Origin of the sequence: Streptomyces sp. NPDC096046 (assembly GCF_040303285.1) — a bacterium.
Classification (GTDB): domain Bacteria; phylum Actinomycetota; class Actinomycetes; order Streptomycetales; family Streptomycetaceae; genus Streptomyces.
Genome location: NZ_JBEOSZ010000008.1, coordinates 143,881 through 156,871, shown reverse-complemented (window position 1 = coordinate 156,871; position 12,991 = coordinate 143,881). Strand labels below are relative to the sequence as shown.

Annotated in this window: 7 protein-coding genes and 2 pseudogenes; 6 read left to right on the top strand and 3 right to left on the bottom strand. The window is 69.4% G+C overall.

Features of this window, described 5'->3' with window-relative positions:
• The first annotated feature begins 44 nt into the window (after positions 1 to 44).
• The 6 genes and pseudogenes from ABTX62_RS10130 to ABTX62_RS10100 form a co-directional block, all read left to right on the top strand.
• Positions 45 to 1,691: a glycoside hydrolase family 27 protein gene (locus tag ABTX62_RS10130; protein WP_352115713.1), complete on the top strand. Its 1,647-nt coding sequence runs from the start codon at positions 45 to 47 to the stop codon at positions 1,689 to 1,691.
• 513 nt (positions 1,692 to 2,204) lie between these two features.
• Positions 2,205 to 3,635 carry a glycoside hydrolase family 43 protein gene (locus tag ABTX62_RS10125; protein WP_352115712.1) on the top strand — a complete coding sequence of 477 codons (1,431 nt, stop codon included), beginning with the start codon at positions 2,205 to 2,207 and terminating at the stop codon, positions 3,633 to 3,635.
• Positions 3,636 to 3,692: 57 nt separating this feature from the next.
• The gene (locus tag ABTX62_RS10120) at positions 3,693 to 3,830 is read left to right on the top strand and encodes a hypothetical protein (RefSeq protein WP_352115711.1); all 138 of its coding nucleotides are present in this window, start codon (positions 3,693 to 3,695) and stop codon (positions 3,828 to 3,830) included.
• Positions 3,827 to 6,478: an RICIN domain-containing protein gene (locus tag ABTX62_RS10115; RefSeq protein ID WP_352115710.1), complete on the top strand. Its 2,652-nt coding sequence runs from the start codon at positions 3,827 to 3,829 to the stop codon at positions 6,476 to 6,478. Before ABTX62_RS10120 ends, ABTX62_RS10115 begins: the two co-directional genes overlap by 4 nt.
• Positions 6,479 to 7,187: 709 nt before the next feature.
• A pseudogene (locus tag ABTX62_RS10105) lies at positions 7,188 to 7,574 on the top strand (type II toxin-antitoxin system PemK/MazF family toxin); the annotation flags it as partial.
• Positions 7,575 to 7,578: 4 nt separating this feature from the next.
• A pseudogene (locus ABTX62_RS10100) lies at positions 7,579 to 7,875 on the top strand (pyridine nucleotide-disulfide oxidoreductase); the annotation flags it as partial.
• An 84-nt stretch (positions 7,876 to 7,959) separates the two neighbouring features.
• Here the strand turns inward: ABTX62_RS10100 and ABTX62_RS10095 are convergent.
• From ABTX62_RS10095 to ABTX62_RS10085, 3 genes are all read right to left on the bottom strand, one after another.
• Positions 7,960 to 8,331 carry an ArsR/SmtB family transcription factor gene (locus ABTX62_RS10095; protein ID WP_352115709.1) on the bottom strand — a complete coding sequence of 124 codons (372 nt, stop codon included), beginning with the start codon at positions 8,329 to 8,331 and terminating at the stop codon, positions 7,960 to 7,962.
• A gap of 860 nt (positions 8,332 to 9,191) precedes the next feature.
• Positions 9,192 to 10,520, bottom strand: coding sequence for a class I SAM-dependent RNA methyltransferase (locus ABTX62_RS10090; protein ID WP_352115708.1), 1,329 nt, complete (start codon positions 10,518 to 10,520; stop codon positions 9,192 to 9,194).
• A 181-nt stretch (positions 10,521 to 10,701) separates the two neighbouring features.
• The gene (locus tag ABTX62_RS10085; RefSeq protein WP_352115707.1) at positions 10,702 to 12,753 is read right to left on the bottom strand and encodes an APC family permease; all 2,052 of its coding nucleotides are present in this window, start codon (positions 12,751 to 12,753) and stop codon (positions 10,702 to 10,704) included.
• Positions 12,754 to 12,991 lie beyond the last annotated feature (238 nt).

Sequence of the window (12,991 nt, the reverse complement as noted above, 5' to 3'; positions counted from 1 at the left end):
GGAGGCAAAGCGGCTTCCGCTTTGCCTCCCGGGAAGGACCTCCCATGGTTCCCCTGCACAGACGACTGCTGCGTCTCCTCACAGCCACCGCACTGACGCTCACCGCCACCGTCACCGCCTCCGTCGGCACGACCGCCGGGGCCGCACCGGGCAGCCCGGCGCTCACCCCTCCGCTGGGGTGGAACAGCTGGAACAGCTTCGGGTGCGGGATCACCGAGGCGCAGGTCCGCCAGGCCGCCGACGCGATGGTGTCCTCGGGGATGCGGGACGCCGGATACCGGTATGTGGTGGTCGACGACTGCTGGTTCGACCCGCAGCGCGACGCGGCGGGCAACCTGCGGGCCAACCCGACCAAGTTCCCCAGCGGGATGAAGGCGCTCGGGGACTACATTCACGGCAAGGGCCTGAAGTTCGGCATCTACCAGGCCCCCAACGAGAAAACGTGCGCCCAGGGCGTGGGCACCTACCCCGGCTCCACGGGCAGCAAGGGCCACGAGGTCCAGGACGCCAACACGTTCGCCTCCTGGGGCGTGGACTACCTCAAGTACGACTGGTGCTCCGGCAGCGGCACCCTCAGCGAGCAGATCACACAGTTCACCCTCATGCGAGACGCCCTGCGCGCCACCGGCCGCCCGATCGTCTACAGCATCAACCCCAACAGCTTCCACGCCCCCACCGGCGACAAGTACAACTGGGGCGAGGTCGCCGACCTGTGGCGGACGACCGAGGACCTGCTCGACATCTGGCAGAACAACAACACCAACAGCTACCCGATGGGCGTCGGCAACGTCCTCGACGTCACCGCCCCGCTCGCCGCGCAGTCGGGCCCCGGGCACTGGAACGACCCCGACATGCTGGTCGTCGGCCGCCCCGGCCTGTCCCTGACCGAGTCACGCTCCCACTTCGCCCTGTGGGCACTCATGAGTGCCCCGCTCATGGCCGGCAACGACGTCCGCACCATGTCCGCCGACGTGAGCGCCATCCTGCGCAACCCGCGCCTGCTCGCGGTCAACCAGGACCCGCTGGGCGCGGGCGGACGCCGAGTCCGCGACGACGGCGACACCGAGGTGTTCGCCAAGCCCCTGTCCGACGGCTCCGTCGCGGTCGGCCTGTTCAACCGAGGCGGCAGCACCGCGACCGTCACCACCACGGCCGCACAAGTCGGCCTGTCCGGCAGTTCGTTCAGCCTCACCGACCTGTGGACCGGCGGCACGTCGACCACCTCCGGGCAGATCTCGGTCAGCGTCCCCGCGCACGGTGTCGCCGTGTTCAAGGTGACCGGCGGCAGCCCCCTGGCCTCCACCACCGCACGCCTGCGCGGTACCGGTTCCGGCCGCTGCCTGGACGTGGACCGTGCCACCACGGCGGCCGGGACCAAGACGCTGATCTGGGACTGCCACACGGCCGCCAACCAGCTGTGGACCGCCTGGGAAGGCGGCGAGATCCGCGTCTACGGCGACAAGTGCCTGGACGCCTCCAACCAGGGCACCACCAACGGCACGCCGGTCATCATCTGGCCCTGCAACGGCCAGAACAACCAGAAGTGGACCGTCGGTTCCGACGGGTCGATCCGCAACGTCCGCGCCGGGCTGTGTCTCGACGTCAACGGGGCCCAGACCGGCAACGGGACCCCGGTCATCCTGTGGACCTGCAACGGCCAGAACAACCAGAAGTGGACCACGCTCCCGTAACAGGCAGACGTCCGGCCGGAAGAGGGCAGTCCCACGACGGCTGACCAAGCTGCGGGGACTGCTCCTCCCGCACCGGGACCCGAACCTCGAGCGTGAACGGCGGACTGTGGAGGAAGCGGGCATCTCCACGGTCTGCCGCGACCTCCAGCAGCTTGCCGCTGCCCACACCCTTGATCTCGCAGTAGCCATCGCCGGTGTTGGTGACGGTCGGTAAACGGCCCCGTCGCCGGGCAGCGTGGTGGAGCCCAGGGCCGGCTTGGCCGTCCGGCAACTCACCTCGGTGGACAGGGAGTCGGATACGGAGGCTCCACCTCCCCAGCGGTGGAGACCGACACCCCGCCCGCATCGACAACCGCTCGGTCGGCCCCCGCACCCCGACCGCCCCACTCGGGTGACAAGCGTGCCGTCACCACGACGAAGCACCCCGCACACGGGGGACATGCGTCACCCGGAATCAGCCGGCCCCTTCCGCGCCTTTCGGTGGTGGCCCTTGCAGTTCGACAGGAGACATACATGTCCGCGCTCCGCGCCCGGCTGTCGGCGATATTGCTCGCCGCGTGCCTGCTCTTCACAGGCCAAGCCTTGATCACACCGGACCGGGCGGCCGCAGCCGACCCGGGCTACCTGATGACGCACTTCATCGGGGAGGGGTCGAACGGTCAGCAAATCTACTTCTCGCACAGCACGGACGGCCTGAACTGGACTGATCTCAACGGCGGCGGAATCACCCTTCGCTCCACCGTCGGCACGAAGGGGGTGCGCGACCCCGCACTGGTGAGATCCCCGAACGGTGACAAGTACTGGATCATCGCCACCGACCTGTGCATCGGCTGCGGGCAGAACTGGGAAGCCGCCGTGTACAACGGCAGCCGCAACCTCGTGGTGTGGGAGTCGACGGACCTGATCAACTGGTCGGAGCCGTGGCTGCTCAACGTCGCCGGCGCGATCCCCGACGGACGCAACGCCTGGGCGCCGGAAGCGATCTGGGACCCGGCCTCCGGCGACTACGTCCTGTACTGGGCGACGAACAAGCCGGTCGACGGCGTGAAGAAGCACCGCATCTACTCCGCGCACACCGGCGACTTCCGTTCCATCACCACCCCGCGGATCTACATCGAGCGCCCCGGCATGCGGGAGATCATCGACACCCAGATCGCCGAGATGCCGACCGGCGTCGGCGACTACCGCTATGTGCGGGCCTCCGGCGACGGGCAGATCACCATCGAAGGCAGCAACTCGATCCTCGGAACCTGGACCAGCCTCGGCGACCTCTCCGGCATCGGCCTGACCGGCTCACAGGTCGAGGGCCCGATGTGGATGAAGTTCCGCGACCGCGACGAATGGGCGCTCTACCTCGACCAGTACTCCTCCGGACGCGGGTACATGCCGGTCACGACGACCAACCCCACCGCCCCCGGCAGCTACCGGATTCCGGCATCGGGAACCTACTCCATGGGCGTCACGAAGAAGCGCCACGGCTCGATCCTGAACCTCACGGCCGCCGAGGAGTCCCGCGTGCTCGCACGCTGGAGCGACACCCCTGCCCAGCGCCTCCAGTCGTACAACTTCCAGGACCGGTACGTGCGGCACGCCGACTTCGACGTACGCATCGACCAGAACATCACCGGCCCGGACGCCCAGTTCCGGCTGCGGCCCGGCCTGACGGGCTCCGGCACCGTCTCCTTCGAATCAGTGAACTACCGCGGGTACTTCCTGCGGCACTCCGGATACGACTTCCAGCTGGTCCGCAACGACGGCACCGCCCAGTTCGCCGCGGACGCCACCTTCCGGCAGGTCGCGGGGCTCGCCGACGCGACCTGGTCGTCCTTCCAGTCGTACAACCACCCCGACCGCTATATCCGCCACTACGCCTACCAACTCCGCCTCGACCCGATCACCACCGCGACAGGACGCGGTGACGCCACCTTCCGCGTGACGAACTGACCCGCACCGACAGGAACAGCGTCGCCCAGGCGCTGATCAGCGCCTGGGCGGCACGAGGTGATCTGGAAGAAGTTCCCGGCTCGCGGCAACCTGTGGGGAACCTGCGACGACAAGAAAGCGGATCCGGCCAGTTCCGAGGCCGGGATCCTGCTTTCCGATGTTGAACAGGTATGCAAGGAGAACGCCTCCCCATGAACAACCCCAAGAACGGCAGGCGCCGCGGACGTCACCGCCGCGGCTGGACCGCCACCGGTCTGCTGCTCGGCGTGCCCGCCGTTCTCGTGCCGTATCTCCTGTACGCGCAGGAGGACTCGCAGGCCGCGACGGTCGACGGCGACGCCTACTACCGGCTGGTTTCCGTGCGCAGCGGCAAGGTGCTGGACGTCAGCAGCTTCTCCACCGCCGACGGCACCCGCATCCAGCAATACACCGCCCAGAACACCGCCAACCAGCAGTGGAGGCTGAAGCCCACCGGGGACGGCTACTACGAGCTGGTCAACCGCAACAGCGGCAAAGTGCTGGGTATAGCAGGCAATTCGACTGCTCAGGCGGCCCCCGCTGAGCAGCAGACCGACAGCTCCGCCACCTCCCAGGAGTGGCGGATCGACGAGGTGAGCGGTTCCGACGCCGTCACCTTCACCTCCCGCAGGAGCGGCCAGGTCCTGGACGTCTCCGGGGGCTCCACGGCCCAGGGCGCGGCGCTCATCCAGTATCCGAGCCGGGGCACCACCAACCAGCAGTGGAAGCTGGTGAAGGTGGGCGAGACCCAGGCGGCCGGGGCCCGCAGCGGGCAGACCACTGCGGCGACCGGACCGTACGTGTGGAAGAACGCCCAGGTGGTGGGCGGCGGTTACGTCACCGGGCTGGTGTTCAACCAGAAGGAGAAGGGCCTGCTGTACGCGCGCACCGACATGGGCGGCGCCTACCGCTGGGACACCGGGGCCGAGCAGTGGATCCCGCTGACCGACTGGATCGGCGAGAAGGACTGGAACCTGCTGGGCATCGACTCGGTGGCCACCGACCCCGTCGACCCCGAGCGGCTCTACCTCGGGGCGGGCACCTACACCAACGAGTGGGCGGGCAACGGCGCGATCCTGCGCTCCACCGACCGGGGCCGCACCTTCAAGCGCACCGATCTGCCCTTCAAGCTGGGCGCCAACGAGGACGGCCGCGGTGCGGGCGAACGGCTCGCGATCAACCCCGCCGACAACGGCACCCTGCTGCTGGGCACCCGCAAGAACGGCCTGTGGCGCAGTGACGACCACGGCGGGACATGGCGGCAGGTCTCCTCGTTCCCCGTCAAGGACGGGGCGAGCAGTGGCGCCGGCATCTCCTTCGTGACGTACGGCCCGGCCGGCAGCAAGACGATCTACGTCGGCGTCGCCGACAAGTCCACCTCCCTCTACCGCTCCACCGACGGCGGCCACACCTGGCAGGCCGTCTCCGGGCAGCCCACCGGGCAACTGCCGCAGCACGGCGTGCTCTCCGGTGACGGCTCGCTGTACCTGACGTACACCGACAACCTCGGACCCAACGGCGTGACGGCGGGCTCGGTGTGGAAGTACACGCCGGACCGCGGGGCGTGGAAGAACGTCTCCCCGTCCCAGGGCGACTACGGGTTCTCCGGGCTGGCCGTCGACCCGCGCAAGCCCTCCACGGTGATGGTCACCACCCTCGGCCGCTGGTGGCCCGAGGACGAGATCTACCGCAGCACCGACGGCGGCACGACCTGGAAGTCCCTGGCCGACAAGTCCGTGCGCAACGCCGCCGCCGCTCCATACGTCGGCACCCACACCGGGCACTGGATGACCGCCCTGGCCATCGATCCCTTCGACTCCGGGCACGTGCTGTACGGCACCGGCAACGGCATCCTGCGCAGCAAGGACGCCAACGCGTCCGACAGCGGCGGCACCAGCCACTGGAGCATGGGCGCCCGAGGGCTGGAGGAGACCGCGCTGATGGACGCTGTCGCCCCTCCCGGTGGCGCCACCGTCATCACCGCCATGGGCGACCAGGGAGGCTTCCGGCACGACTCCCTGACCAAGGTGCCCTCCGGGCGGCTGAAGAACCCGATGATGACCAACAGCACCGACATCGACTTCGCCCAGTCCAAGCCCTCGACGATGGTCCGCGTCGGCCGTGGCGGCGCGCAGGACGGCGCGTACTCCACCGACGGCGGTCTCAGCTGGAACGGCTTCAAGGCAGAGCCGGTGGCCGGTGCCCAGGAAGGGCATGTCGCGCTCGCGGCGGACGGCTCCACCATCGTCTGGACCCAGGCCGGTCAGGTTCCGTACCGCTCGACCGACAAGGGGGCAAGCTGGTCGAAGGCCGGCGGCCTGGGCGCCGACACGGCGGTCGTCGCCGACCGCTCGTCGGCCAAGACCTTCTACGCGCTGTCGCGTGGCACGCTCTACGCCAGCACCGACGGCGGCGCGACCTTCACCGCCCGCGCCGGCAACCTGCCCGACGGCCGGCTCAAGGCCGTCCCCGGCATCGCCGGAGACCTGTGGATCGCCGGCAGCACCAAGGGGCTGCTGCACTCCACCGACGGCGGCCGGACCTTCACCACGCTCAGGTCGGTGCAGTCCGCCTCCGCCGTCGGCTTCGGCAAGGCCAAGCCGGGCACCAACTACCAGGCCCTGTACCTGATCGGCACCGTCAAGGACGTCACCGGAGTCTTCCGCTCCACCGACAAGGGCGCCACCTGGCTCCGCGTCAACGACAAGGCCCACCAGTGGGGCGCCATCGGCGGCGTCGGCGTCATCACCGGCGACCCCGACACCTACGGCCGCGTCTACGTCGGTACCAACGGACGCGGCCTCCAGTACGGCGACCCGTCCTGACCCACCCACCCGAGCGGGGCCGCAGCCACCACAGCGGGCGGCCCCGCCATGGCTGAGGGACCCGGCCCGACACGGCACAACGGCATTACATCACCACGACCATTCCGTACATCAGCGCACACCCGCGCTCGTGCGCCCCGGCAGGTGGGGGCAGTTTCCGGCAATTCGAAACAGACAGTGGCTCGCGTGTCGTCGCCGAGCACACCCACGGTCCGGCAGGCCCTCATTTCCATGCAGGCACACCGAAGAACGATTTCATGGCCGTTTCGGTTGACGGCCGCCACCTGTGTGCCGCCTCGGTCGACAATCCCGCTACTGAGTCGTAGTGCACGATTTCTGAGGTCTGATGAACGTCACGAGCCTCATTTCCGGTCGGTTTGAGTAATGCGTTCGGTCGGTGTGCTGGTCAGGGCCCGGTAGACCTCGCGGGCCACGATCCGAGCGTCAAGAATCTCCGAACGAGACCCTGCAGGCGTCGCCGATACAAGCACCTCCCTCCCTTCGGGATTCGACCCGCGTGTAGCGTCCCGTCACACGGCTCATCAGGCCCTCGAACGCCTCCTGCCAGCAGGCAGGGTCTACGCTGTGACCTGCGGCCACCGCGTGATCGTTTGTCTTCACACACCTATGATCAACCGTGGCCGCACCCGTCTCCACACCGCGTCAGGCCGCGCAGCGTCTGCCTGCCGTCCTGTGTATGGGAGGGCTTGTGCAACGTGGCGAAGTCTGGTGGGTCCGGTTCGACGAGCGGAGGCTGGTCGTACTGCTGTCAGGAGACGACGCGTCCGGGTTCCAGGTGATGCAGGTCGTCGCTCCGGCGGGCTTCGACATCAGCGGTCTCGGCATCGAAGTGACGGTCGGCGCCGGTGAAGGGCTGCCGCTCGAAGGCGTGCTGCGACTCGCGTTCCCGCGTCCGGGCTTCACCCCGTGCACGTGGCTGACCACCGTGTCCCGGGACGACCTGACAGAGCGGGCGGCCGTCCTGTCCTCCGGGAAGCTCAGCGAAATCGACGACGCGCTCCGACTCGCTGAACAAGCACGGGAGCGGCCCCCGGCAACGCCCGCGAAGCTCAGCGAGATAAGGGACGCCCTCCGTCGCAGCGAAGCCGATGTTCACCCGGCTCACCGCCGGCGGCGTACGGTGGGACGACGGCAGCGGGGCCGACGTGGACGCGGTCATCTGGTGCATCGGCTTCCGCCCGGCTCTCGCCCATCTCGCCCCGCTGAACCTGCGCGGCCCGCGCGGGCACATCCCCACCGAAGGCACGCGCGCACTCGGCGAGCCGCGGCTGCACCTGCTGGGCTACGGCGACTGGACAGGGCCGGCCTCGGCCACCCTCATCGGCGTCGGCCGACCGGCCCGTGACGCCGCCGGCGCGATCGCACAGCTCTTGTGACAGTCAGGTGATGGCGGGACTGCGGCGCTCGATCACGTCCGCGGACGCGTCCGCTCACCGCCTCTCCCTCTGTCTTTCCGGTCGTCAGGCCGCGGCAGGCAGCGTCAGCAGCTTGCCCATCGCCGCGAGCACCGACGGCTCGACCCGGTAGTACACCCAGGTGCCGCGCCGCTCGGAGGTCAGCAGCCCGGCCTCCTTCAGCTTCTTCAGGTGATGGGAGACGGTCGGCTGGGAGACACCGACATCGGAGATGTCGCACACGCACGCCTCCCCGCCCTCGTGCGAGGCCACGGCGGAGAACAGCCGCAGGCGGACCGGGTCGCCAAGCGCCTTGAACATCCGCGCGGCCGTCTCGGCCTCTGCGGCGGTCATCGGACGCTCGGTCAGCGGCGGACAGCACGGCGCCACCCCCTGGCCGTCGGCTTCGAGCAGCGGCAGCACGTTCGCATTCGACATGCATCTATGTTGACACACGTCGAAGCAGTGCGGGGAGGCCCGTCACCGACGCGCGAGGTGGACGGTCAGGCGCCGGGCGATCCGCGCCGCGTCCTGGCCGACCCCGCGCAGCGAGTTCGATGACAGGCTGCGCTGCCACTCCAGTCCGACGAACGCCAGCCCCGGCACGTCAATGGCCAGGCCCTCGCGGTGCCGCGGGTTCCCCTCGGCGTTCTCCTGATGCCTTCGGGGAACATCCGCATGTAGGTCAGCGCCAGTTGCGTGCCGTAGGAATGCGACAGGACGTTCCACTCCCGGAATTCCCAGGAGCTTGCGCAGATCCGCCGCGTCGGCGGCGTTCTCCCTGGTGTTGTAGGCAGCCAGATCGATTCCCTGAGCCGTCAGCCGGTCACGGCACCGAGCCGCCGCCTGGGCGTAACGGTCTCCGGTGGACGGCGCGTCGTAGCGGAGATGGACGCGCTCGCCGTAGAACCGGTCGATCTCCGGACACGTCAGCGGCCGCTCGGACGAGTACGTCCCGCGCTGGGACAGGACGGTAGCGCTGTTCGACTACTACGAGCAGGCGTGGCTCAACCAGATGATCGGCCAGCAGAACCCGGCCGACGCCGGTATCAAAGCGGTGCGGTCGGTCCCGGCAGACCGCTCGCACCGCCGCTGCGGAGGTGCGGCAGAAACTCAGCCCTCGGTCGTCATCCGAGCGTCAGGAATCTCCGAACGACCCTCTGGAGGCATCGCCCATGCAAGCACCGCGCTCACGAACTCGCAGGTCAGCGAAGTAACCAAGGTCGATCCGTCCGCTCGAACCGCTGCACGGGGGGGGCAACAGGTCGAGCAACCCACCCGGGCAACAAGAGCGCAGATCAGGACGCCTTGCTTGCAGGCTCCAGGATCGCCACGCACTCCACATGCGAGGTCATCGGGAAAAGATCGAACGCCCGAAGCGTCCGCACCCGATACCCCCCGTCCCGGAAGTACCCCAGGTCCCGCGCCAGCGCCGCCGGGTCGCACGCCACGTACGCGATCCGTCGCGCGCCCAGCGAGGCCAGGTGCTGCACCGTCTTGCGGCCCGCCCCCGCCCGCGGCGGGTCGAGGACGATCAGGTCGACCTCCTCGATGCCCGTGCGCGGCAACACGCTCTCGACCTTGCCCTGTTCGATGCGGACACGGTCGAACTCGGCGAGGTTGTGCCGCGCGTCCTCCACCGCCCGCTTGCCGGACTCGATGCCGAGGACCGCGCCCTGGTCGCCGACGCGGTCGGCGAGGGCGCCGGCGAAGAGGCCGACGCCGCAGTACAGGTCGAGGGCCATGTCGCCCTTGCGGGGCAGCAGGCCCTGCATGACCGCGGTCACCAGGGTGTCCGCGGCCTTCGGGTGGACCTGCCAGAAACCGCCGTTGCCGACGCGGTGGGTGCGGCCGTCCGCGCGTTCGCGGACGAAGGGCCGGCCGTGGACGCGGTGGACACCGCCGGAGCGTTCGTCCACGCGCAGGACGGAGACCGGACGGTCGAGTTCGACCAGCGGCAGACGTGCGCCCGGCTTGGGCGTGAGGATCACCTGGCGGTCCTGGGAGCCCGTCGCCGCGATCGCCTCGACGGAGTCCATGCCCGTCCAGACCCGCTTCTCGATGCCCAGCTCGCTGACGCCCTCCGCGGCGATCATGCAGTGGTCGATCGGCTCCACCTCGTGCGAGCGGTGCCGGCGCAGGCCGGCCCGGCCGTCGGCGGTGACGGCGTACTGGACGCGGGTGCGCCACGCGGGGACCTGGCCCGCGGGCACCTTGTCGCCCTCGGCGGGCAGCACGGTGCCGTCCCAGCCGGCCTCTTCCGGGGTGAGCCCGGCGAGGTGCTGGAGCTGTTCGGCGATGACGTCGGCCTTCAGGCGGCGCTGCGCGCCCGGCTTGGCGTGCTGCCAGTCGCAGCCGCCGCAGCGGCCGGGGCCGGCGAACGGGCAGGGCTCGTCGATCCGGTCCTTGGAGGCGTCGAGCACCGTCACGGCGTCCGCGCGCAGGAACCGTGCGCCCTGTTCGCCCTCCGTCACCCGGGCCACGACCCGCTCACCGGGCAGCGCGTGCCGTACGAACAGCACCTGCCCCTCGGACGTACGGGCGATGCAGTGACCGCCGTGGGCGACGGGGCCTACCTCGACCTCGTACTCCTCCCCCACCAGCGACTTCCTCGGTTCTGCCTGCATGGCGGGGTGACTCCATAACGCGTGAGGGGAAAGGGCCGAACGGGAACGGCCGGACAACAGCCCACCAGTCTACGTGGCCGCCGCCCGGCCGTTTCACACAAGCCGTCCCCGTCACACCAACCCTCCCCCTCGTGCGGGCAGACCCCGGCACACGGGTCGTCTCGTCACACGAGTCGTCGTCTCACGCCTTGTGGTCCGTGGACTCCTTGGACCGCACCTGCGCGGGACCGCGCCGCACCGACCCCGGCGCGTTCCAGTCCTGCTGCTTGCGGGCCCGCCGCTTGGCCGCCTCGGAGGACTGCAGCTGGTACGGCACCGAGGTCACCATGATCCCGGGTGTGAACAGCAGCCGGCCCTTCAGCCGCAGGGCGCTCTGGTTGTGCAGCAGGTGCTCGTACCAGTGACCGACGACGTACTCGGGGATGATCACGGACACCGCGTCGCGCGGCGATTCCTTGCGCAGGCTCTTGACGTACTCGATGATCGGCCGCGTGATCTCGCGGTAGGGCGAGTCGAGGATCTTCAGCGGTACGTCGATGCCGCGCCGCTCCCACTCCTCGCGCAGTGCCTTGGTCTCCGCCGGGTCGACGTTGACGCTCAGCGCCTCCAGGGTGTCCGAGCGCATCAGCTTGGCGTAGGCCAGGGCGCGCAGCGCCGGACGGTGGATCTTGGAGATCAGCACGACCGAGTGGACCCGGGAGGGCCGTACGCTGTCGTCGCTCGGGCCCTCGGGGGCGGCGATCTCGGCGGCGACCCGGTCGTAGTGCTTGCGGATGGCCGTCATCGTCGCGTAGAAGATCACCATGCCGAGCAGGGCGACCCAGGCGCCGTGGGTGAACTTGGTGACGAGGACGACGACCAGGACCAGGCCGGTGAAGAAGGCGCCGAAGGCGTTGATGGCGCGGGAGCGGATCATGTGGCGGCGCTTGGCCTGGTCCTTCTCGGCGGCCAGGTGGCGGTTCCAGTGCCGGACCATGCCGGTCTGGCTGAGCGTGAAGGACACGAACACGCCGACGATGTAGAGCTGGATCAGGCGGGTGGAGTCGGCGCCGTAGATGCCGACCAGCAGTCCGGCGGCGCCGGCGAGGAGCACGATGCCGTTGGAGAAGGCCAGGCGGTCGCCGCGGGTGTGGAGCTGGCGCGGCAGGTAGCGGTCCTGGGCGAGGATCGAGCCGAGCAGCGGGAAGCCGTTGTAGGCGGTGTTGGCGGCGAGGAACAGCACCAGCGCGGTGGCGGCGGCCAGGAGGATGAACAGGAAGCTGCCCTTGCCGAAGACGGCCTCGGCGACCTGGGAGATCACCGGGTTCTGGACGTAGTCGGGGCCCAGCGGCACACCGTTGTGGACGAGGTCCTTGGCCGGGTTCTCGGCCATGCGGACGTCGGTCGCGGCGGCCAGCGCGATGATGCCGCAGAACATGGTGACGGCCAGCAGGCCCATCAGGGCGAGGGTGTTCGCGGCGTTCTTCGACTTGGGCTTGCGGAAGGCCGGGACACCGTTGGAGATCGCCTCGACACCGGTGAGGGCGGCGCAGCCGGAGGAGAAGGCGCGCAGCAGCAGGAAGACCAGGGCGAAGCCGGCCAGGCCTCCGTGCTCGGGCTTGATGGCGTAGTCCGCCGTGGGTGCCCGCATGGTGTCGTCCAGGACCAGGCCGCGGAAGGCGCCCCAGGCGATCATGGTGAAGACGCCCGCGACGAAGATGTAGGTCGGGATGGCGAACAGCGAGCCCGACTCCTTCACCCCGCGCAGGTTCATCAGGGTCAGCAGCACGATCACGCCGATCGCGCAGAACACCTTGTGCTCCACCACGAAGGGGATCGCGGAGCCGAGGTTCTCGATGCCGGAGGAGATCGAGACGGCGACGGTGAGGACGTAGTCGACGAGCAGCGCGCTCGCCACCGTCAGACCGGCCTTGGGACCGAGGTTGGTGTTCGCCACCTCGTAGTCGCCGCCGCCGCTGGGGTAGGCGCGCACGTTCTGCCGGTACGAGGCCACGACGGTGAACATCAGCACGACGACCGCGACGGCGATCCACGGGCTGAAGTGGTACGCCGTCACGCCCGCGATCGACAGGACCAGCAGCACCTCGCCGGGCGCGTACGCCACGGAGGACAGCGGGTCGGAGGCGAAGACGGGGAGTGCGATGCGCTTCGGCAGGAGCGTTTCGCCCAGCCGGTCGCTGCGCAGTGCGCGCCCGATCAGGATCCGTTTGGGCACGTCGGTCAGTTTGGACACAACAGAGGATCGTAGGCCTTCGTTTGCGGGGTCGCCCACCCGCCACCCCTCATCGGCGTTCCGTCTGCTCTCCGGGTGAATTCACAGGCCTGTGCGGCTGCGGATTGCGCAGGTCACCCGCTTCCCATGCCTATATGACTAAGCCTCGTCCGCTTCCCTGCAGTTGCCGCCCCTGGAGGTCCCATGCACACGCCCGCCCAGCTGATCGGCGCCGCGGCCACCCTCGTCGCCCTCGGAA

Excerpts from the sequence above, each read along its gene's own strand:
- ABTX62_RS10130 (WP_352115713.1), top strand. The coding sequence starts at position 45 with ATGGTTCCCCTGCACAGACGACTGCTGCGTCTCCTCACAGCCACCGCA.
- ABTX62_RS10125 (WP_352115712.1), top strand. The coding sequence starts at position 2,205 with ATGTCCGCGCTCCGCGCCCGGCTGTCGGCGATATTGCTCGCCGCGTGC.
- ABTX62_RS10115 (WP_352115710.1), top strand. The coding sequence starts at position 3,827 with ATGAACAACCCCAAGAACGGCAGGCGCCGCGGACGTCACCGCCGCGGC.
- ABTX62_RS10095 (WP_352115709.1), bottom strand. The coding sequence starts at position 8,331 with ATGTCGAATGCGAACGTGCTGCCGCTGCTCGAAGCCGACGGCCAGGGG.
- ABTX62_RS10090 (WP_352115708.1), bottom strand. The coding sequence starts at position 10,520 with ATGCAGGCAGAACCGAGGAAGTCGCTGGTGGGGGAGGAGTACGAGGTC.